Annotated in this window: 16 protein-coding genes; 2 read left to right on the forward strand and 14 right to left on the reverse strand. The window is 64.9% G+C overall.

Features of this window, described 5'->3' with window-relative positions; genetic code table 11:
• Nucleotides 1–3 precede the first annotated feature (3 nt).
• The 14 genes from ABIA90_RS02370 to ABIA90_RS02435 form a co-directional block, all read right to left on the reverse strand.
• Nucleotides 4–1,026 carry a xanthine dehydrogenase family protein molybdopterin-binding subunit gene (locus ABIA90_RS02370; protein ID WP_014496431.1) on the reverse strand — a complete coding sequence of 341 codons (1,023 nt, stop codon included), beginning with the start codon at nucleotides 1,024–1,026 and terminating at the stop codon, nucleotides 4–6.
• Entirely contained in the window at nucleotides 1,026–2,618 is a 1,593-nt protein-coding gene (locus ABIA90_RS02375) for a xanthine dehydrogenase family protein molybdopterin-binding subunit (RefSeq protein ID WP_354117147.1), read from the reverse strand. The genes ABIA90_RS02370 and ABIA90_RS02375 overlap by 1 nt, the downstream gene beginning before the upstream one ends.
• 11 nt (nucleotides 2,619–2,629) lie before the next feature.
• A complete protein-coding gene (locus tag ABIA90_RS02380) occupies nucleotides 2,630–3,106 on the reverse strand; it encodes a (2Fe-2S)-binding protein (protein WP_354117148.1) in 477 nt (158 codons plus the stop codon).
• Between the two features lie 6 nt (nucleotides 3,107–3,112).
• Complete coding sequence (locus ABIA90_RS02385) at nucleotides 3,113–3,931, reverse strand: FAD binding domain-containing protein (protein ID WP_354117149.1); 819 nt, start codon at nucleotides 3,929–3,931, stop codon at nucleotides 3,113–3,115.
• Between the two features lie 2 nt (nucleotides 3,932–3,933).
• Nucleotides 3,934–4,377 carry an SRPBCC family protein gene (locus ABIA90_RS02390; protein ID WP_354117150.1) on the reverse strand — a complete coding sequence of 148 codons (444 nt, stop codon included), beginning with the start codon at nucleotides 4,375–4,377 and terminating at the stop codon, nucleotides 3,934–3,936.
• 5 nt (nucleotides 4,378–4,382) lie between these two features.
• A complete protein-coding gene (locus tag ABIA90_RS02395; protein ID WP_014496426.1) occupies nucleotides 4,383–4,820 on the reverse strand; it encodes an SRPBCC family protein in 438 nt (145 codons plus the stop codon).
• A 9-nt stretch (nucleotides 4,821–4,829) separates the two neighbouring features.
• On the reverse strand, nucleotides 4,830–7,742 hold the full coding sequence (locus ABIA90_RS02400; RefSeq protein ID WP_354117151.1) for a flotillin family protein: 2,913 nt from the start codon (nucleotides 7,740–7,742) through the stop codon (nucleotides 4,830–4,832).
• A gap of 25 nt (nucleotides 7,743–7,767) precedes the next feature.
• Nucleotides 7,768–8,601, reverse strand: a complete 834-nt coding sequence (locus ABIA90_RS02405) for a phosphoenolpyruvate hydrolase family protein (RefSeq protein ID WP_063984343.1) — start codon at nucleotides 8,599–8,601, stop codon at nucleotides 7,768–7,770.
• Between the two features lie 3 nt (nucleotides 8,602–8,604).
• On the reverse strand, nucleotides 8,605–10,821 hold the full coding sequence (locus tag ABIA90_RS02410; RefSeq protein WP_354117152.1) for an ABC transporter permease: 2,217 nt from the start codon (nucleotides 10,819–10,821) through the stop codon (nucleotides 8,605–8,607).
• The gene (locus tag ABIA90_RS02415; protein ID WP_028147232.1) at nucleotides 10,814–11,596 is read right to left on the reverse strand and encodes an ABC transporter ATP-binding protein; all 783 of its coding nucleotides are present in this window, start codon (nucleotides 11,594–11,596) and stop codon (nucleotides 10,814–10,816) included. Before ABIA90_RS02415 ends, ABIA90_RS02410 begins: the two co-directional genes overlap by 8 nt.
• The gene (locus ABIA90_RS02420) at nucleotides 11,589–12,698 is read right to left on the reverse strand and encodes a branched-chain amino acid ABC transporter permease (protein ID WP_354117153.1); all 1,110 of its coding nucleotides are present in this window, start codon (nucleotides 12,696–12,698) and stop codon (nucleotides 11,589–11,591) included. The genes ABIA90_RS02415 and ABIA90_RS02420 overlap by 8 nt, the downstream gene beginning before the upstream one ends.
• A gap of 1 nt (nucleotide 12,699) precedes the next feature.
• On the reverse strand, nucleotides 12,700–13,710 hold the full coding sequence (locus ABIA90_RS02425; protein WP_071915371.1) for a branched-chain amino acid ABC transporter permease: 1,011 nt from the start codon (nucleotides 13,708–13,710) through the stop codon (nucleotides 12,700–12,702).
• A 239-nt stretch (nucleotides 13,711–13,949) separates the two neighbouring features.
• Nucleotides 13,950–14,777 carry a helix-turn-helix domain-containing protein gene (locus ABIA90_RS02430; RefSeq protein ID WP_071915370.1) on the reverse strand — a complete coding sequence of 276 codons (828 nt, stop codon included), beginning with the start codon at nucleotides 14,775–14,777 and terminating at the stop codon, nucleotides 13,950–13,952.
• 136 nt (nucleotides 14,778–14,913) lie between these two features.
• Nucleotides 14,914–16,164: an ABC transporter substrate-binding protein gene (locus ABIA90_RS02435; protein WP_166351801.1), complete on the reverse strand. Its 1,251-nt coding sequence runs from the start codon at nucleotides 16,162–16,164 to the stop codon at nucleotides 14,914–14,916.
• Nucleotides 16,165–16,613: 449 nt separating this feature from the next.
• On the opposite strand from ABIA90_RS02435, the gene ABIA90_RS02440 reads away from it, so the two are divergent.
• Both ABIA90_RS02440 and ABIA90_RS02445 read left to right on the forward strand, forming a co-directional pair.
• Nucleotides 16,614–18,887, forward strand: a complete 2,274-nt coding sequence (locus ABIA90_RS02440; protein ID WP_354117618.1) for an MHYT domain-containing protein — start codon at nucleotides 16,614–16,616, stop codon at nucleotides 18,885–18,887.
• Nucleotides 18,888–20,675: 1,788 nt separating this feature from the next.
• Entirely contained in the window at nucleotides 20,676–22,106 is a 1,431-nt protein-coding gene (locus ABIA90_RS02445) for a calcium-binding protein (protein WP_354117154.1), read from the forward strand.
• Nucleotides 22,107–22,215: the final 109 nt, after the last annotated feature.

Genomic DNA, 22,215 nt, shown 5'->3' on the forward strand with positions numbered 1-22,215 from the left:
GTCTCAGCGTCGCGCCTGTGGCCGCGCGCCGCCCTGGGTCTTGATCGCGCGCAGCACCTTTTCCGGCGTAATCGGCAGATCGTCGATGCGTACGCCGACGGCGTTGAAAATCGCATTCGCGACAGCCGGCAGCACGGGATTGGCGCACATTTCGCCCGGTCCTTTGGCGCCGAACGGGCCATCTGGCGCGGGGCGCTCCAGCACGGCGATATCGTGCGGGCAAATGTCGCCCGGGCCGGGCATCAGATATTCGACGAAGTCGCGGGGGCCGTGAACGGGGTCGGGATAGTGAGGCTCCGTCGTCTCGTAGAGCGCGTGGCTGATGCCCATCCAGGCGCCGCCCACGAGCTGCTGCTCGACCAGGCGCGGATTGAGCGCGCGGCCGAGCTCATAGGCGGAGTCCATGCGGACCATCGCGACTTCACCGGTCTCGTCGTCGACCTCGACCTCCGCCACGAGACAGGCATGGGCGTAGCAGGTCGCCGGCGACATCTCGCCGGTTTCGGGGTCGACGTTGGACAGGGGCACGAGGAATATGCCGCGGCCGGAGATGGTCTTGCCCTGCTTGAACTGGGCGGCGATGGCGACGTCCTTGGTCGAGATCGAGCGATGCGGCGCACCCTTGACGTGGATGTTGCCACGTCCGTCGGTTTCGAGATCGGCGGCGTTGACCTCGAGCTCCTCGGCGGCCGCCTCCATCATCACGCCGCGTGCCTCGCGCGCCGCGGCCATCACCGCATTGCCGACGCGATGGGTGCCGCGCGAGGCGAAGGAGCCCATGCAATGCGGACCGGTGTCGGAATCCGCGGTGTCGACATAGACGTCCTCGACGGGAACGCCCAGTGTCTCCGCGCAGATCTGCCGCGTCACCGACTTCATGCCCTGGCCGAGGTCGATCGACGACAGCGCCACCGTGAACTTGCCGCTCGGGTTGGAATGAACCAACGCCTGGCTGGGATCGCCGCCGAGATTCATGCCGATGGGATAGTTAATCGACGCCATACCGCGTCCGCGATGCCGGGTCATCAGCGCCTCCTGGTGCCGAACACGGAGGAGAAGCGGGGCGCGCCATGCGAGGGCGCGGCCGGCCGCGGTGGAGGTGGCGACGGCGCAGGGGGCGGCGGTTCGCGCGGTGGTTCGCGGGTGACGGTGGGCGAGAGCCGGTCATAGCTGGTGCGCTGCTGGACTGGCGCGGCCGGTCGGCTGCGCGAATCCGTCGGTGTCGGCGGGATCACGGCGCGGCTGCCGCCGCCGTCCTTGCGCGATGACGCTCGCTTAAACTCCTCGCGGATCGGCCATTTCGCCTTCTCGGCGGCGACCTGGACGCACTCGATCAGCGCGGTGTTCTTGGCTTCGCGCCGATGCGCCTTCATGTCGCCGTCGCGATAGGCATTGAGGATCCGGAACTCCATCGGGTCCATGCCGACGAGGTTTGCCAGCTTGTCCATCTGGCACTCGATCGCAAAATCCATCGCGGTGACGCCGAAACCGCGCATCGCCGTCGCGGGCGTCCGGTTGGTGAAGACGCAATAGACGTCGCCATAGACATTGGGGATAGTGTATGGCCCGGGCAGATGCGCGGCGCATTTCACGGCGGCGTAGCTGGAAAGCCTCGTATAGGCGCCGCTGTCGAAATAGGCGCGGATTTTTCGCGCGATGACACGGCCATCCCGCATCACGCCGTCCTTGATGTAGATGCGCTCGGCGCCGCGGGGCGGACCGTATTGCATCTCCTCCTCGCGCCCGAACACGTAGCGGACGGGACGCCCGGTCAGCATCGCGCCCAGGATCGCGAGCGGCTCGGTCAATGTATCCACCTTGCCGCCAAAGCCGCCGCCGACCGTGCCGCCGATGAAGTGAAAGGTGTTGGAAGGCAGGTCCAGGATCTTGGCGCAGGTGTCGACCGAGAAGAACAGCGCCTGCGTCGAGGTGTAGACGACGTAGCGCCCGTTGGTGTCGGGCGCAGCGATCGCGCCATTGGTTTCGGTTGGCGCGTGCTCGATCGGAGACATCTGGTAGCGCTGTTCGAGCACGTGGTCGGCGGTCGCGAGCGCGGCGTCGGCATCGCCGAAGCGCAGCTTCTGGTGATCATGGACGTCGTGATAGATGAAGGCGTTCTTCGGATAGGTCTCGTTGACGACGGGCGCCCCGGACTTGAGCGCGTCCTCGACGTCGAGCACGACGGGCAGCGGCTCGTAGTCGATCCGCACCTTTGCGATGGCCTCGAACGCCTCGCGCTCGCTGTCCGCGACGATGGCGACGACCGGCTCGCCCTTGTAGCGGACCTTGTCCGCCGCCAGCGTGGGCTCGTCGTCCTTGCCGAAGTTGATGAGGCTGAGAAGCGTGTTGAGATTGCGCGGCACGTCGGCGCCGCGGATGATCCGGCGCACGCCGGACGAGCGTTCGGCTTCCGTGGTGTCGATATGGCGCAACCGCGCGTGGGCCTGCGTCGAGCGGACCACCTTCAGATGCAGCATGCCCTGAAGCTTGTGGTCGTTGAAATAGCTCGACGTGCCCGTGACATGGCCGAGCATGTCCTGGCGCTGCGTGCCCTTGCCGATCTCCTTGAGGTTGTCGTCGCGCTCGTCGGCGAAAATGTCCTTGCGCAGTTCCAGCATGACAAGATCCTTTAGGCGCTGGCCCGGCCGCCTGAAGCGGCGAGGATGGCATCGATGATGGGTTCGTACCCGGTACAGCGGCAGATGTTGCCGGAGATCGCCTCGACGACCTCGGCGCGGCTAGGCTGCGGATTGCGATCGAGCAGCGCCTTTGCGGCCATCAGCATGCCCGGCGTGCAATAGCCGCATTGGGCGGCAAAACTGTCGGCGAAGGCGCGCTGGAGCGGATGCAGGTTCGGGCCCTGCTTGAGGCCGTCGAGCGTCTCCACCGATCGGCCGGCGACGGTCTCCGCCAGCGTCAGGCAGGACAGGTGCAGCTCGCCGTCGATCAGCACACTGCAGGTGCCACAGCCGCCCTGGCCGCAGCCGAATTTCGGCGTCATATCGCCGATCAGTTCGCGCAGAGCCACCAGCAGATTGGTGCCGCCATCGACGAAGATCGCGACGTCGCGGTCGTTATGACGAAATTGCAGGGCGGTCTTGGCCATGACGAGCTATTCCTGACCCGAGAGGAGACGGCGCAGATGGACGCCGGCGATCTCGCGGCGATACCAGGCGCTGCCGAGCGCGTTGTCGAAGGGGGAGGTGCCCTCGGTAACGGCGGACGCCGCAGCTCCGATGGTCGCGGCATCCAGCGAACGTCCCTCGAGCACACGCTCGGCGGCGCGTGCCCGAATCTGGGTCGGCGCCATCGAGCCCAGCGCGATCCGTGCCCCGGCGATCCGTCCGCCGCTGATCGGCAGATGGGCTGCGAGCGTAATGACGGAGCCGCCCTTTGGCTTGATACGGGCGACCTTGTGATAGCGGAAGGCGTCCGCGCTCGCCGGCCGTGCGCAGGACACCGAGAGCACCAGCGTGCCGGCCTGCCGCTCGCGCGACTGCAAGAACTCTTCGATGGCGATGTCGCGCGTGCCAAAGCCGCCCTGCACGGCGACGGTGGCATCGAGCGCAAGCAGCGCCACCGTGAAGTCGCCATAGGGACTTGGCGCGAACAGGTTGCCCCCGACCGTGCCCATGTTGCGCACCGCAGGTCCGCCGATCGAGCGGGCAGGGGCGTGCAGGAAGCCGAGGTCGCGCTCGGCGAGGACTCTTGCGAAGGTGATGCCGGCCCCGAGCGTCACGCGCGGGCCCGACGCGTCGATCCGGGTCAGGGCTTGGTCGCTGGCGCGGATGACGGTCGAGACCGAGACGTCACCCTCGTTCAGCGCCCGCATCACCAGCGTGCCGCCGCCGAGATAGCGTGCGCCGCGATCTGCCGACAGCGCGCCGGCCGCTTCGCTGGTGCTGGCAAAAGTCTTCACTGTCACGGCCATTGCTATACCGCCTCCTTCAAGTGCCGGCGGATCGCCTCGAAGCCGGCTTGATAGATGTCTTCTGCGACCATGTGGATGATGCGATCGCGGTCCTCCGGCCTGGTGCTGAAGCGCGACTCCCAGTGCCAGAAGGTGCGGTCGCCGTCGGTCACCGGCAGCAGGCGAACGTGCGCCACGTAGTTGAACATCGGCACCGGCGTATCGAGCAGGCAATAGCTGAAGGTCTGCTCGAGATCGGACAGCGCCAGCAATTGCTCGCGCAGCTCAGATCCATCCTGCAGCTTGAAGCGCCTGACACAGCCGATCTTGTCAGGGGAGTGCGCGCGCTCGATCGTGGAGCTCGCGACCGCCGGATGCCAGCGATCGTGTCCGTTGAAATCGCGCAGCACGTTCCACACCGCATCGGTGGACGCATCCAGGATCGTGCTCTTGACGATATGCGGCACGAAGCTCACCCTCCGAACTGGCGCTTGAGGGCGTCGAAGCCGCCCTGGAACACGCCGCCGCCGATATTGCCGACGAGCTCCGCTTCCCGTTCGGGTGCGCAGTCGAACTCGGCGGTCCACTCCATGAAGGTCTGGTCGCCGTCGGTGACCGGCGTCAGCCGCAACGTCGCGACGTAATTCTCGACGCCCATGGGGGATTCCAGGATCGAATAGGTGCAGAACATGTCGTAGTCGGAAAGGCCGAGCAGCTTTTCGCGGATGCGGTCGCCGTTGCGCAGGCGAAAATCCCTGACACAGCCGATCTTGTCCGAGGGCTCGCCGCCCTCGATCCGGCTTTCCGCGATCGCGGGATGCCAGTTCGGCATGCCGTTGAAGTCGCGCACCCGCGCCCAGACGCGATCGTTGCGCGCATTGACGACGGTTGAGACATAGACGCGGGCCATGATGCGACCTCAGCTCTTCTTCCGGGGGCTGCGCTCCGCGGACGGTTCGCCCTCGGTGGAAGGCGAGGGAGCTGCAGCCGGCTTCTCGCCGCCTCCGCCTCCACCGCCGCCCTTGCGGGCGGACTCCTTGATGCCCTGCATGTCGCGGGCCTCGCGGATCAGGCCCGGCATCTTGGCGAGGCTGCCGCCCTCGACGCCGATATCCGCCAGAAGCGAATCGATGAGCGGCGCCTGGACGCGGTAGCGCAGCGCCGAGTCGATCACCTCGTCGGTGGCGCTGCGGCCGCCATTGCCACCATGGCCGTTGCCGTTGAGGCCGTCGACCTGGAGGATGCGGATGCCCTCGATCTTCTCCATCGGCTTGACGCTCTCGCGCACGATGCCTTCGATGCGGTCGAGCAGCTTTCTGCGGAATAGGGAGTAGCGAGCCTGGTCGGTCAGCACGTTCTCGGCCTCGTTGAGCAGCCGCTGCGCCTCGGCCTCGACGGCCGCGCGCACGCGCTCGGCTTCGGCGGCAATTCGGGTCTCCTCGGCCTGCTTCTCGGCGATCACGATTTCCACGCTCTTTCGACGCCTGGCGATCTCGTTTTCACGTGCGGTGATGACGCGCTCGGTGGCCTCCGTCGCATGTATCCGCGCTTCCTCGGCCGAGGCCCGGGCGGCGGATTCTTCCAGCGACTTCAGGTGGATCGCGATCGCCTTCTCCATCAGAACGGTCTCGACCTCCTTCTCGCGATTGACTTCGAGCTTCCGCAGCTCGCGCTCACGGCCGATGCGGGCTTCATCCAGGCCGCGATCGGAGGCAATGCGGGCGCGCTCGACCTCCTCGCGCGCGGCAATCTCGGCTTCCTGGAGCGACTGGACGCGGGCGACCTCGAGTTGCTCGATCGAGCGGCGGCGTTCGATCCGTGCCGCCTCCAGCGCCTGCTCGCGCGAGACGTCAGTGGTCTCGACGTCCTTGCGTGCGACGATTTCGGCCTGCTTGACCTGGCGGTCGGCGTCGATGCGTTCGGAGCGCTTGGTGGAGAGCGCGATGACGCGGTCTTCGTCCGCGATCTCGATTGCCTTCTTCTGTTCGATATTGAGCACTTCGCGCTTCTTGGACGAATTGATCCGCTCGGACTCCAGCGCGAGATCGACGCCGATGCGCTGGCGCTCGATCACGTCGCGCCGCTTGAGGTCAGCCGCCTCGACTGCGGCGGTCCGCTCGATCTCCAGCGCCTTGGTCTCCCTGTCGGCCTGGATCCGCTCGGCCGCGATCGCCTTCTCCTGCGCGATGCGCGCGGCCTCGATCGCTTCGCGGGAGGCGATATCGGCTTCCTCGACGGCGCGGTTGCGGGCGATCTCGAGCGAACGAACTCGTTCTTCCTGGGCGATGCGGGAGGCTTCGGTGGCTTCGCGCGCGCTGATTCCCGCGACGTCGAGTGCCTGGTTCCGCTCGATCTCCAATTGCCGCGTATTCTGCTCAGCGGCGATGCGCTCGGCGGCAAGCGTCCGCTCGCGGGCGATGCGCGCGGCCTCGACCGCGCGCTGGGCCTCGATCTCGGCTTCCTGGATCGTGCGCACCTGCTGGATCTCAAGCGCGCGGGTGCGCTCGTCTGACGCGATGCGCTCGACATTGACAATCAGGGTCTGGGCGATGCGGGCCTTTTCGGTCGCTTCGCGGGCGGCGATCTCGGCTTCGTCGACGGCGCGGGTCCGCTCGATCTCGCGGCGCCGTGTCTCTTCTTCATTGGCAATACGGGCGTCGGTCACCACCCGGTCCTGCTGGATACGCGCTTTCTCGATCGCCTCGCGGGCGGCGATCTCGGCTTCCTCGATAGTACGCATCCGCTCAATTTCGCGCTGGCGCACCTCGCGCTCAGAGGCGATGCGGCTGGTGTCGATCGAGCGCTGGTTGGCGATCCGGGTCTTCTCGACCTCCTCGCGGGCGAGCAGTTCCTTCTCCTCGATGGTGCGGGTACGTTCGATCTCCCGCTGGCGTGTCTCGCGCTCCGAGGCGATACGGGCTTCCGCGATCGCTTGGTCGTTGGCGATGCGTGCCTTCTCGATGGTCTCCCGCGCGGAAATCTGCGCCTGCTCGGCCTCGGTCTCGCGCAGGGCCCGCTCACGCGCGACCTCGGTGCGTTGCAGGGCGCGGCGCATCTCGATGTCGCGTTCCTGCTCAAGGCGAGCCGTCTCGCTTTCGCGCTCAATCTCGAGGGCCTGTCGCTCGGCCTCCAGATTGCGGGAGCGGATCTTGATCATCGAATCCTGCTCGATGTCGTTGCGCAGCTTGCGCTTGGCCTCGATGTCCTCCATCAGGCGTGTCAGACCTTCGGCGTCGAAGCGGTTCGAGGGATTGAAGAATTCGAGATCGGTCTGGTCGAGATCGGTGATCGCGACGGACTCCAGCTCGAGTCCGTTCTGAGCGAGGGCCTCGGCCGCGTTCGCCTTGACGCGGGCCACATACTCGCCGCGTTGCTCGTGCATCTGTTCCAGGGTCATCTCCGAGGCAATCGAACGGATCGCGGAGATGAATTTGCCGGCGAGCAGGGCGTGGAGCTTCTCGGGCTCCATGGTGCGGCGGCCGAGCGTGGCGGCGGCGATGGACACGGCTTCGCGGGTCGCCTGAACGCGGACATAGAAGTCGGCCTCGATGTCGACGCGCATGCGGTCCCGGGTGATCACGGCGTCCTGCCGGGAGCGCACGATGCCCATCGGCTGCACGTTCATGTTGACCGGCGTGTAGTCGTGGATGAAGGGCAGCACGAACGCGCCGCCGTTGATCACGACGCGCTCGCCGAGCAGGCCGGTCCGGACGAATGAGGTCTCCTTGGACGAGCGATGGTAGAGCCAGTTCACGATGTAGACGCCGACCACGATCACCACGATGGCGACGATCAGCCAGAGGATCAATTCACCGACCAGAGTCCCTGACATGCTTCCCTCCCTCGACCTTCCGGCGTTATCGCGCGCCGATCGCCTTGAATTTGCGTACCTGATCCGTCAGCGCCCGCTCGACCGGCAGCCGCTCCATCGAGGAGGCGCCGTAAAAGCCGTGGCAGTAGCGGGTGTTCTTCATGATGAAATCGGCGTCGTCCGGATCGGCGATCGGTCCGCCGTGGGCGAGCACCAGAATGTCCGGATTGACGCTGAGCGCGGCGGAGGCCCAGGTGTCGATGCGCGCCGGGCAATCCTTGAGCTTGGGCGCGGTCTGCGCGCCGATGGTGCCCCCGGTCGTGAGGCCGAGGTGACAGACGATGATATCCGCGCCCGCGATCGCCATCGCGGCGGCTTCCTTCTCGGTGAAGACGTAGGGCGTCGTCAGCAGGTCCTTCTCGCGCGCCTTGGCGATCATGTCGATCTCGAGCGCGTAGGACATGCCGGTCTCTTCGAGATTGGCGCGGAACACGCCGTCGATCAGGCCGACGGTCGGAAAGTTCTGCACGCCGGCGAAACCGAGGGCCTTCAACTGGTCCAGGAAAACGTCCATGTCGCGGAACGGATCCGTGCCATTGACGCCAGCGAGCACTGGCGTTTTGGTCACGACGGGCAGCACTTCGCCGGCCATCTCCAGCACGATGGCGTTGGCGTCGCCATAAGCCATCAATCCTGCGAGCGAGCCGCGGCCGGCCATGCGATAGCGGCCGGAATTGTAGATGACGATGAGATCGACGCCACCGGCTTCCTCGCACTTGGCCGACAGGCCGGTGCCGGCGCCGCCGCCGATGATGGGCTCGCCGCGCTTTGCCATGTCGCGGAAGCGTTTCAACAGTTCTGCGCGTTCAAACCGGGCCATCGGTCACCTCGCTAGTCTCCGGCGCGCCCCGGTGCGGCCGAACAAGGTCCGGAACGCGCTGACAATGGTGGAGGCGAACTCGGGATCGTTGATGTTCTTGGGGACGCGGATGAGCTGACGGTTGGCGGTCTGCCGCACGTTCCGCTCCAGCGCGCGGAACAGCGCCGCATCGGCATCGGGATCCCAGAATGGCTGTCCTCGTGCGTCGAGCGCGGAGACGCCGCCCTCGGGCAGGAAGAAGCGCACCGGGCCGTCCATCTGGTTGAGCCGATCGGCGATCCAGCGGCCCATGCGTTCGTTTTCCTCCGCCGTGGTCCGCATCAGGGTGACCTGGGGGTTGTGGACGTGGAATTTGCGGCCGCGGTAGCGCTCCGGAATGGTGTCCGGGGCGCCGAAATTCACCATGTCGAGCGCGCCCACCGAGCCGACGTAAGGCAGGCGGCTGCGGATGATCGCACCAAAGCGATCGTCGGTTGCCGGGAACACGCCACCCATCAGGAGATCGCAGATTTCCGTGGTGGTGAGATCGATGACGCCGGCGATCTGCCCGGAATCGACGAGCTTCTCCATTGAGCGGCCGCCAACGCCGGTGGCGTGGAAGACGAGGCACTCAAAATCCTCGCGCAGGTCGGCCGCGATCTTCTGGACCGCCGGCGTGGTGACGCCGAACATGGTGATGCCGACCGACGGCAATCCGCCGTCGCCACGATCCTTCCGCGCGTGCTGATCGAGCCGCGCCCTGACCATGCCGGCCAGCGCATGGGCGCCATTGGCGAGCACGGCACGCGAGATCGAGTTGAGGCCCTGCACGTCAGTGACCGAATGCATCATGGTGATGTCGGCCGCGCCGACATAGGGCCCGACGTCGCCGGAGGCGACGGAGGAGATGATCAGCTTGGGCACCCCGACGGGGAGGGTCCGCATCCCCGGCGCGACCAGTGACGCCGCGCCCGAGCCGCCCGCCGAAATCACGCCGGCAATATTGCTCTGGCGTCGCAGCCAGCTGGCAAAGGCCTCGGCCATCGCGGTGACGGCGGCGCCGCGGTCGGGTCCGAACACCGCCGATCCGCCGCGCCCATGGTTCAAGGCGATCTCCTGGGCCGAGACGTCGCTGGTTGCGTGCCGGCCGCTGGTGGAGACATCGACCAGTCGCGTGCGCAGGCCGCTCCCGGCGATGATGTCGCGGATGAAGCGAAGCTCCGTGCCCTTGGTGTCGAGCGTGCCGACGACGAGCACGACCGGGGGTCCCTGCGTTTGCGCCGCGACCGGCTCGCGCCGGCGCCGGGCGGTCTCGTCGAGACGCGCTACCTGTGTCGAGAGCGTGCGGGCGGCGGCCTCGATGCGGGCGATCGGGACCGGCTGCGACCAGCGGGTGGGCGGTGTCGGGTTGGAGATGTAGACACGGATCGGGCCGCCTGGACGGGACGGCTGCGGTGCGGCCTTCGCCGCGGTGCCTGCCGCCGGCATGTCGACGGCGGGCTCGAGCTCGGCGTGGAGGCCGACGCCGAGCAGGCGCTGCTGCAACCCCCGGTCCGCGGCAAGGCGCGCGGAATCGATGATGCGGTTGATGCGGCCGTTGACCATGATCGCGACGTTGCGCGAGACGGCCGTGGCCACACCGATGTTCTGCTCGATCACGAGCACGGACATGTCGCCGTCCTCGCCAAGCCGTACCAGCATCTCCTCGACCTGGGCGACGATGACGGGCGCAAGCCCCTCGGTCGGCTCGTCCATGATCAGGAGCTGCGGATTGGTGAGCAGCGCGCGGGAGATCGCCAGCATCTGCTGCTCGCCGCCGGAGAGCTGGCCGCCGCCATGGTCCTTGCGCTCGGCCAATCGCGGAAAGGTCTCGTAGATGCGCTCGACCGTCCAAGCCCCGCGCCGCAGGCCCGCGGCAAGCTGCAGATGCTCGTCGACGCTGAGCGAGCGCCATAGCCGCCGGCCCTGCGGCACGTAGCCGACGCCGAGCCGGGCTATGTGGGCGGGCGGCCGCCGGGTGATGTCGTCGCCGCGGACGCGGATCGAGCCGCCGCTGACCGGCACCAGCCCCATGATCGCCTTGCACAGCGTGGTCTTGCCCATGCCGTTGCGACCGACCACCGAGAATACGCCGGCTTCGAGCGTCAGGTCCACGCCCTGCAGCGCATGCGAATGCCCGTAGTAGACGTCGAGGCCGCGGACTTCGAGGGCGGCGGCGGCCGAGCGGCGGACCTCATTCATGGCCGCCTCCGAGGTAAAGCTCCTGCACCTCGGGATCGGACTCGATCTCCTGCGGCAGGCCTTCCTTGAAGATGCGCCCGTTGTGCATCATCGTGACGCTCTCGACGACGCGTAGCGCCACGTCCATGTCGTGCTCGATGATGATGTAGCCGATATGCGCCGGCAGCGAGGTCAGGATCTCGACCAGCTCGGCACGCTCGGTCGGAGACAGGCCCGCGGCCGGCTCGTCGAACAACACGAAGCGCGGCGCGCCGGCGAGCGCCAGTGCGATCTCGAGCTGACGCTGCTGGCCATGCGCAAGCTCCGCGACGCGCTGGTCTTTCACGCCTGTGAGATGGACAGCCTGCACGAGATTGTCGGCCGCGCTCATCAGCGCGTCGTTCTGTCCGGGGCGCAGGAACGAGAAGCGGCCGCGCGAGACGCCGCGGCAGGCGAGGTAGACGTTGTCCTGGACGGTGAGACCGGGAAAGAGCGCGGAGATCTGGTAGGTCCGGCGCAGGCCGCGGCGGATGCGCTCGTAGGGCGGGAAGTGGGTGACGTCCTCGCCGAAGAAGCGGATGGTGCCGGAGGAGGGCGGGAAATCGCCGGTGATGCAGTTGAACAGGGTGGTTTTTCCGGCACCGTTCGAGCCGAGCACCGCGCGCCGCTCGCCGGGGCGCACCGTAATGGTGACGTCGGTGAGCGCAGCCAGCGCGCCGAACAGGCGCGTCACGCCGCGAAGCTCCAGCGCCGCGCCGGCGCCGACGGCTGAGAGGCGTTGCGCGACGCTATCCATGACCGGATCCTTGACCAGATCCTCGGCCGTGACGTTCGCTTGAACGGGCCGCGCCGGATCGCTGGCGCTGTCGCCAGCTTTGCCAGAGCCCGATCACGCCGTCCGAGGACCAGAAGACGATGGCGAGGAAACCGAGGCCGATCAGCAGCCGGAAGCGGTTGCCGTCGAGCCCGAGCTTGACCAGGAAATCGAGCGCGAAGGTGCGTAGCAGCACGAAGATCAGCGCGCCGATGAAGGGACCGATGGGACGCGTGATGCCGCCGACCACGGCGATGATGAGGATATCGATGCAGGCGCCGACGCTCACGGATCCAGGCGAGATCTGCCGGTAGTTCCAGACCTGGAGAACGCCGGCCAGCGCCGCGACAAAGGACGCGAAGGCGTAGGCGGCGACGCGGTGCGCATTGACGTTAAAGCCGAGCGCCGCCATGCGGCGGGGATTGTCGCGCACACCTTGCAGCGCCAGGCCGAATGGTGCGCGGGATATGTATTCGGCGGCGAAGTAGCACAGCGCGGCAACCGCGAGCACGATATAGTAGAAGGGAATGTCGGCGCGCCAGTTGACGCCCCAGAAATGCGGCGTGGCGACGGTGTTGATGCCGGTATGGCCGTTGAAGATCGCCCAGTTCTGATTGGTGAAGTAATAGAACGCCGCGCCGATCGCGAGCGTGATCATGATGGTGTAGATGCCCTCGGTGCGCACCGCCAGCGCGCCGCCAAGCGTGCCGAACAGGGTCGCGAGTGCGAGCGCCATCGGGACTGCGAGCCACCACGGCCAACCCAGGCTGATATTGGCATTGCCGCTGACGCCGAACACCGCGACCATATAGGCGGAGAAGCCTGCGATGGTGAGCTGCATCAGGCTGACCATGCCGCCGTAGCCGGCGAGGAACATCAGGCTCAGCGCCATGATGCCGAGGATCAGCGTGGTCGCAAAGATCTCGATCAGGAAGAAGCCGTTGGCGATCAGCGGCATGATCAGGAGAATGGCCGCGACGATCCAGGCTGCAGGATTGTTGATCTCCGGCCATCCGCGCAAGGTGGGGCGCTGCGCCGCTGCGGCGGGACGAACGGTGACGTGGGCGTCGTGGGCGAGCGACATCTCAGCGCCTCGCCAACAGGCCTTGCGGCCGGACTGCCAGTACCAGCACCATGATCAGGAAGGTCACGACGATGGCGTAGGTCGGGATGTAGACCGAACCGAGCTGTTCGGCGAGGCCGATGATCAGCGCGCCGAGCGCGGCACCGGGGATCGAGCCCATGCCGCCGACGATGACGACGACGAGCGAGGCAAGCAGGAAGCGGATGTCTTCGCCAGGCGAGAGAGACTGGAAGGTGCCGCCGACGACGCCGGCGATGCCGGCAAGCCCGGCACCGAGCGCAAAGACCAGCACGAAGACGAGCTGGATCCGCACTCCGGTCGCGGCCAGGATGTCGCGATCGTCGACACCGGCGCGGATGATCATGCCGATGCGTGTGCGGTTGAGCGCCAGCCACATCGCCAGGCCGATCACGACGGACGCGGCGAAGATCACCAGCCGGACCAGGGGATAGCGGAGATAGACCGGTTCGCCCGAGGATTTCACCGCAGTGACCAGCGGCAGCTCGATCGGGCCGATCAGCCAGTTCGGCGTCTGGATCTGATAGAAGTCGCCGCCGCAAGCCCACAGCATCAGGTCGGCGAAGACGATCGAGAGCCCGATCGTCACCATGGTCTGCCGCAAGTCCTGGCCCTCCATGCGGCGGAAGACGATGAGCTGAAGCAGGACGCCGACCAGCGCTGTCAGGATGAAGGCGACGATGAAGCTGAGGAGCCAGGAGCCGGTCGAGGCGCTGATGGCGTAGCCGACATAGCCGCCGAACAAATACAGCGAGCCGTGCGCGAGGTTGACGTTGCGCATCAGGCCGAAGATCAGGGTGAAACCGCTGGCGACAAGGAAGTAGAGGCCGCCGAGCGTGATGCCGTTGAACACGGCGTTCAGGAAGACCCGCTTGCGGCCGATCGCCTCTTCAAGTCCGGGCGGCCACACCGCCAAGGTCAGCCACAGTGCGAGCGCGATCGCGACGATCACGATCAGGGCCCAGGCCGGATGACGTTCGACGAAGCGCGTCATGTCAACTGCCTCATCCCCGCCTCGCGCCCCCGCAAACGGGAAGAGGGCGCGATCAGGCCGCTTCGACCTCGCCCTGCCTCATGTTTTGAACGCTGGTCGAACAGCCTTGCGCAGGCTGCGTACCTCGCCATGGACGTGCGTCCTCCCGGACTTGCGTTCCTCTTTTCGGGATCGCGTTCCGGCCATCTTAGCGAGGGCACAAGGGGAGCGTTTGATCGTCAGTATCTTTTCGCGCGCGGTCAGGCCCGCAAAACCTTGGCGGCGCGGCGGTAATCGGTCGGCGCCATCCCGACATTGGCGGTGAAGAAGCGTGTGAAGCCGCTTTGCGAGGAGAAGCCGAGGTCGAAGCCGATGTCGGCGATCGGTGCTTCGCCGGCGACAAGGGCTTCCAGCGCCTGTTCCATGATCAGGGTGTTGAGGTAGAGATGCGGCGTGACGCCGGTCTGGGTGCGGAATAGCCGGTAGAAATGCGGTCGCGATAGGCCGGATTCGCGCGCGATCGTGTCGAGCTCCATTTCGGCGCCCGGACTTTCCGACATCAGCTTGATGCATTTGCGCACGCGGAAGTCGGTGACGGCGCCGGCCGTGCGCGCGTCGCGCGCGATCTCGGCCTGCTGCCAGCTTTCGTCGTAGCAGATGTCGATCAGCCGCCGCAGCTCGGCATCGAGGCTGGAGAGCGACGGTGCGCCGCACACAAGCGCGGCGGTTCGTCTGATGTGCTTGTCGAGTGCGACCGTGCGCTTGAACTGGGTGCGGCCGAAACGCAGGCGGTCGGCGCCGGGCGCGTCGGGCGCGAACCACTCCGGATTGACGTAGAGCACGAAGAAGATCGCGCCACCGTCGAGATCGGACGGCAGGAAATTGTGAGGCTCCCAAGGATTGACCGCAACGATGGAGCTTTCCGTAAGGTCGTAGTGCCCGTTACAGACGTCGATGCATGCGGACTGGCCGCCAACATGGAAGATCAGATGACCTTCGCGATGTGCGTGCACGTTGAAGGGGCGGTTCAACTGATAGACCGTCGCCCGACCGAACCGGCCGTGAAAGACGGCAAGCGCCCGGCTCATGCCTTCCCTCCCGAATGTTCTTGTCTTTTCAGTCAGCGTTCAACAACCGGGGCGAGATTGCAAGAGCGCAAGATATCGCGCCTGCAAATCGCTCCCGGTTGCCGGAGAGCATGCGAAACGAGCGACGGTGAATGCGTCAGTACTTCTTACATTCCGGGACCGTACGGCTCGGCAGCCCGATCTTGGCGAACACCGCCGGATCGTAACCAAGCGTCTGGTTCACGTTCGGGATTACCTTAACGACCTTGCTGAACAGCGCGCCCTTGCCGTCATCGACGACCTCGGTGACGAAGTTGGTGCCGATCGCCTGGCGGTTGGCGTCAAGCTTGATCTTGCCGTTCGGTGCGTCGATCTCGATCTTGGCCAGCGCCTCCTTGTACTTGGCCTGGTTATTGGAAAGATCGCCATTGACCTCGCGCAGCGCGAGGATCAGCGCCATGGTCGAGCCGTAATAGTTGGTCGCAAGAAGCGACGGGCTTGGGAAGCGCTTGTTGGGCGGGAAGGCGTCCTGATAGGCCTTCACGAACTTCTGCCAGCCCGGATCCTCCCAGGTGTCGGCCTGGCCGCTCGCCGCGATGGTGCCGACCAGCGCATTCTTGGCGTTGCCCTTGGACGAGAGGATGGTCTGGTCGATCATGATGGAGCCGCCCATCAGATGCGCCTTGCCGCCGGCCTGCTGGTATTGGTTCAGGAAGTTGACGGCGTCGGCGCCGCCGAGGCCGAGATAGATCGCATCGACATCGTCGGGCAGGGCCGCGATGACGGAGGCAAAATCCTTGGTGCCGAGCGGCACCCATTGCCGGTTGGTGACCTGACCCCCGGCGCCGCAGAATTCGAGCACGAGGCCGAACACCTGCGTATAGATGAAGGAATAGTCTTCGCCGACGGTCGCGATCTTGCGATACTTCTTGTCCTCATAGGCGTATTTGCCGAGGCCCACCTGCCACTGTGCGCCATCCATGTTGTAGCGGAAGAAGTTCGGGGCGGGATCGACATAGGTGGTTTCCTGCGCGCCGGAGGCGGCATTGATGAAAGTCAGCTCCGGATGGGTCTTGGCGAAGTTCTTGACCGCAATGCCCTCGTCACCGGAGAGCGGCGACAACAGGATCTGCACCTTGTCCTGCTCGATCAGCTTGCGCACGGCGCGCACCGCGGAATCCGGCGTCGCGTCGGTCGAAGCGACGATGAATTCAAGCTCTTTGTCGCCGACCTTCTTGCCAAGCACATTGAGCGCCGTCTGGTGGCCGCGCATGCCGTCCTCGCCGAGCACCGTGTAGGTGCCTTCCAGCGTTGCCGTGACGCCGACCTTGATCTTTTCCTGGGCGATTGCCGCGCCTGAAAGAAAAAGGCTGCTTAGCGCGATCAGTCCCACACTGCATTTCAACATTGCATTCCTCCCTCTGTAGCCAAATTTTTCGCTGAATTGGCGCGGCCGCCGTAGCTCCCGAAAGGCGCCCGGCTGTTGAACCAAGGCTAACCGAAGTCGGATGCAGTGCACGTATAGGCGCATCGTGCGGCTTGACGGGCAGTCTCATTTTGAATGTTGCGGCGCAATTGGCTTCGCGGTGCAATAGGCGGCCGGCTTGCCTAATTTGAAGGGCGGTGCGTGAGGGGCACGATCCTCCGCTTGGTCCGTGCATGGAGCCTGACCCAGCACAGGCCTGGTCCGGTTCAAATCCCCAAGGGAGGTGGGGCGGAAACAGCCCCCCGGCGGCGGGATCCAGCTTGAATTTGCCGACAGGGTGCCACGGATCGCGGCCAGCCGGGCCCTGGTCCCGCGGCCGCTATTCAACCTAGGGTGAATTTGCCCCGGATTTCCATTACCATCTGGTGGAAATGAATCACCATACGGCCTCTCACGATCCCGTTCTTGTGGCGCTGTCGATCCTGATCGCCGCGCTCGCCTCCTACACAGCGCTCGACCTCGCGACCCGGATGCGTGCCGCGTTCGGGCGGGCTCGTCCGGCTTGGCTTGCAGCCGCGGCCACCGCCATGGGGGGCGGCATTTGGTCCATGCATTTCGTCGGCATGCTGGCTTTCAGGCTGCCGGGGGTCGAGATCTCCTACGATCCATTCCTCACCTTTCTATCGCTTGTCGTCCCCATTGTTGTCGCGGCCGCGGCCTTTGCCGTGGTCGGAAGACGCCCGCAGGCGCTCCTGGTGTCCGGCCTGGCGATGGGGCTCGCCATATCCGGCATGCACTATACGGGCATGGGCGCGATGAGAATGGCGGCATCCGTCGCGTACGATCCTCGGTGGGTCGTGCTCTCGGTCGTGATCGCGATGTGCGCTTCGGTCGTGGCGCTGTGGCTTGCCTTTCGCAAGACAAATGCGACGCAGCGGCTGTTTGCAGGACTTGTCATGGGTCTCGCGATCTCCGGCATGCATTACGCGGCTATGGAAGGTGCCTCGTTCGAGCCTGCGAACACCATGGCGGGACACGCTGGACATTTCGTGGGTCGGGCGCCGCTGGCATTTCTGCTCGCCGGCGCCACCATCTTGATCCTGAGCATTGGGATTGCCGCTGCCGTCTATGATCGGGCCTCGGCGGAGCGCGCCCAACGCGAGGCCAGCGCGCTGAGGCGAAGTGAAGAACGCTTTCGGCTCCTGGTGGAGGGCATCGCCGATCACGCCATGTTCATGATCGAGCCGAATGGGGCCGTGGGAAACTGGAATCTCGGGGCGCGCCGGTTGATGGGATATGGCGACGACATCGTAGGGACCAGCTACGCGATCCTTCATACCGACGAAGACCGCGCGTCCGGGGCGCCAGCACGTGCTCTCCTTGAGGCGGAGCGGTACGGCAAGTCAGCAGTGGAAGCCTGGCGCGTGCGCCGGGACGGCAGCCGTTTCTGGGCAGAGGCAACCCTGGTCGCGGTACGGAACGAAAGCGGCTTGATCACCGGGTTTGCCAAGATCGTGCGCGACATCAGCGAGAGGAGGCGGGCACAGGAAGCGCTGGATCGGGCACGCGAAGCGCTGACGCTGTCGCAGAAAATGGAGACCATCGGTCAACTTACGGGCGGCGTCGCCCACGATTTTAACAACCTGCTCGCCGCCGTTCTCGGCAGCCTCGAGCTTCTGAAAAAACGCCTGCAAACAGACGATCCGAAGATACAGCGTCTCGTGGACAACGCGATGCAAGGCGCGCAGCGGGGCGCACTGCTAACCCAGCGCTTGCTCGCCTTCGCTCGCAAACAGGATCTCAAGCCGGCTGTCGTCGATATCGCCGCACTGGTGCGGGGCATGGCGTCACTGCTGAAATTCGAGGCAGGCGTCCGTATCGACACACTCTTTCCGCTGGACCTGCCAAACGTAAAGATTGACGCCAACCAGCTCGAACTGGCGATCCTCAATCTCGCCGTAAACGCGCGTGATGCGATGCCGGCCGGCGGCCTGATAACCATCTCCGCCAGGGACGAGCAGCACGAAGCTGGCGCTCCCCGCTACGTCGCGCTCTCGGTGAGCGACACCGGCTGCGGCATGGACGAGGAAACGCTCAAGCACGCTCAGGAGCCGTTCTTTACGACGAAGGGTATCGGCAAAGGCACCGGGCTCGGACTATCGATGGTTCACGGCCTCGCCGAGCAGTCTGGCGGCAGGCTCGTCTTGAAGAGCCGCCTTGGAGTGGGCACGACGGCCGAGATCTGGCTGCCGGTAGCCGAGGAGGAGGAGGCCGCGGTGCCAGCGCCGCGCGCGGAGGCTCCGGCACCGATGCTTCGGGCCGACCGCCGGCTTTCTGTGCTTCTGGTCGACGACGATCCTCTCGTGCTCGAGAATACGGCGGCAATGCTGGAGGATCTCGGGCATGCGGTGGTCGAGGCACGCTCGGGCGAAGAGGCACTGGATCTCCTCCGCCGCACGCAGGCCATCGAACTCGTCGTCACCGACTATGCGATGCCGGTCATGACCGGCCTGCAGCTTGCTGAAGCCGTGGTCGTGGAGCGTCCCGGTACGGTCATCCTCCTGAGCACCGGGTATGCGGAGCTTCCCATCGACGCGCGTTCCAATCTGCGCCGCCTGTCGAAGCCGTTCGATCAGGCCGCCCTTGAGAAGGCTATCGAGGGAGCGATGCGAGAGCGGGAACACGCGAGATCTGTCGTCGCTTGACAGTGTCTGGCTGACGGCCGCCGATCGGCGCCGCCAGCACATTTGCCTCCAGCTCCCCGACCAACCAATATGATTGCGTTGAGCCATTAGATCGTGTTTCGACCGGAGAGAATAACGGCGCCTCAGCGACGAGAGATTTCCGCTGTCCCGGTGAAAGCATGCCGGTGCTTGGCAACCGTGTTGCCGATTCGATAAACGGCTAAATTCAAGTCAGCGTCGCGCGCGGATTCACAACCGTGTACCCCCTCAAAGAACGCGCGTGTATTCTCGTTGCGCGTCCACCTGAGTTGCCGTCGTACGCCATCCAAACGTCGCCCCCGATGTGCTGCTCGAGGACGAAAACGTGCCCGCGTCTTGCCGCGACCATTCCTGGTGCCGGCGACGTACGCGGAAATCTCAGCCAGTTTGCCGCAAGATTCAATTCCGGAACGATGCGACCAAACAGGCGCAGGGCTGCGGCACAACCGCAGAATGAGGAGGGGCAGCCCGGGGGGCGGCCGCCAACGATCCGAGTGCTGACGGGACTATCAGACGCCGCAATATTTGTATTGGCGACGACGGCGAGTTGCTTGGTTCGGTGTATCCGCAATGAGTCTCGCACCTCTCTTCGCTGGTTCGAGATTTGCGCGTAATTCGAGAAGTCGCATGGCATGGTGACGTTGCACTCGGAGGCGTGCTGCATGCGATAGGGTCGTGCATCGGAATTGAGCGAGGTGATCACAACGAGGCAGCACGCAGAAATAACTTGCTTGAACATCGCAGGCTCCGGGATTGATGGATCCTGCCCCGAGCAACGAGCAACTAACAAAGATTGGCTGAAATGGGTCAAAAGAGCGGCCCAATGCTGGATCAGGGGCCGGCTATACTTCTGGAGTAACTCAAAACGCGTCGTTGAAGAGCGCCTTCTGCCGCAAGTGGGGCCGTGAACGCTGCGCCCGCTTCACGTGTCGATCATGGCCACGTAGTCCACGTGAAGAGTAATTGGTCCCTTCGATCCGTCCAGAATGACGCGGAGGCTCTTCGGATAGTATCCGGCCCCAACCACGGTCCCGGTCTTTCCAGATAAGCGAGGACCGGCTGCCGGCTTTACCTGAATTCGTGAACCCGGCGGAAACTTGAGGTTCGTTTGGGCCGACCCTGACATGACGTCCTCGGCAGCAAATGAGCTGATTCTACTCGAAAAATCGCCAGCGCGCGGCACAGCGAACGGGTGGGACAAATTCGATGCGCGCGCGCTATCAAAAAGAGCTCTCCAGCCACGGTGCTAAAGAGCGGCAAGGCAACCCAGCGCCTAATACTTCCGCGATTCGCAATTGCCCCCGCAAACGAGCTCGCCTTTGGTGCTAAAATACCGGCTCACAGGAGCGCTGATCCGCTTGGATTTTCTCTCTATTTGCGCCACGCCCTTTACTGAACAACGGAAACGCTTCGATGAGAACATCCGTCATCGGAGGTAATCCACGGACATCAATCCGGTTTGCTGCCTGCTACCGGCATTGAACAATTTCGTCGGCGTTGTGCCAGATTCAACATTGATCTTCTCGGCCTCGATTGGCCGCATATCGTTGAATCGTCTTTCAAAACAAGTTTTCCCGCAGATCCGGCGATCAGCGTTGGCGCGTTGTTGTGCAAACTTTCAGCACAATAATCCCTTGGTTACGCCCAATGGAACGGAGATTCCTGCCTCAAACGTAAACATACGTTCACCTCGGTGGGACGCACGATCGGTTGTCGGGCGCTCAGACCTACAGGTCACTGGGGGCTTTCAACACTGACAGGGGAATATCATTGGCAACATTACACTACGCTGCGGGCGGGGGTCTGGACTCGCAAGGTAACTTCGCACCAGCTGAAGCTGGCTTTAATCTCGCAGATGTCCAGTATGTCGACCAGGTGAATGCACTGCCCGACGGTGTGCAGGGTCTGGTCTGGCTCGATCAGTACCACGGCGTGACTCAGGACTTTATCGACCAGGTGACGCCGTTCCTCAACAATCCGAAAGTGTTCGGCTTCTACCTTGTGGATGAGCCTGATCTGACCGGTCAGTGGGGACCGCAAGCCGACCCCGCGGATCTGAAGGCTGAATCCGACTGGATTCATCAGCACGATCCCGGGGCCAAGACGTTCACCGTCCTGATGAACACTGGATCATCGGACGATCCGAACTACATGAACAGCTACAACCAGGCGAACACCCACATCGACTACTTCGGTCTCGATTGGTATCCGGTGTGGACGGACCGTCCGAACGTCGACCTCAGCACGATCGACAAGTACGTCTCTGCCGCTGAGCAAGCCGGAATCCCGCTCGACTCCATCGTTCCGGTTTATCAGGCGTTCGGCGGCGGCGGCTGGTCCACCGAAACCGGCAGCAAGGTCGCTGTGCCGACTGCCGCGCAAGAGCAGGCAATGATCGATCATTGGGCGGACCTCGTTCCCAATCCGGCCTTTGACTATGCTTACGCGTGGGGATCGCAGAATGGCGACACTGCGCTCGAGAATTTGCCGGCACTGCAGCAGGTGTTCCTTGCGCACAATACGAGCCATGGCACGGGGGGCGCGACCGCTCCGCCTGTTACCGATCCCGTTACCGATCCGGTGACCGACACGCCGCCGCCGGTGGACGCTGGCGGTAGCACCGGCACGGACGGCAGCACGCCGCCGGTTGACAACGCTGGCGGTAGCACCGGCACGGACGGCAGCACGCCGCCGGTTGACAACGCTGGCGGTAGCACCGGCACGGGCGGCAACACGCCGCCGGTTGCGGACGGTGGCGGTAGCACCGGCACGGACGGCTCCACGCCGCCGGTTGCCGATGCTGGCGGTAGCACCGGAGGCACCCCTCCCGTGTCGGGCTCGGACGGAACGACTGATCCGTCAACTGGCGGTTCGACGGATACTGGCGGCTGGGGTGGTCATCACCACGGCGGCGGCGGCGGCGGCGGCTGGTGGGGCGGTTCGTCCTGGCAGGCGGGCAACGGCGGTGGCGGGCACAACCACAACGGTGGTGGGCTCGATTTCTCGCAGTGGCTCAATAATGCCAGCACGTCGTCCGCATCCGGAGATCATTCCTGGTGGCGGGGTCACACTGCGACGTCGAACACGACTGCGGATGCCGATTCTGGGCAGACGGATACGCCGGACACCGGCTCGTTCGTAGCGCATCTGACTGATTGGATGTCTCACCACAACAACGATCATCACGGGTGGCACTCGTAAGCTCGTAGGTCGTCTACATCGACAAGGACATGCGCGCGGTGCGCTGCGCGCATGTCCACTCTGGGGAGTTCCTCGCGATCACCGGGGCGGTCGAGAGGCGGGGTACCAT

The organism is Bradyrhizobium sp. LA6.8, from assembly GCF_040547935.1.
GTDB classification, from domain to species: domain Bacteria; phylum Pseudomonadota; class Alphaproteobacteria; order Rhizobiales; family Xanthobacteraceae; genus Bradyrhizobium; species Bradyrhizobium barranii.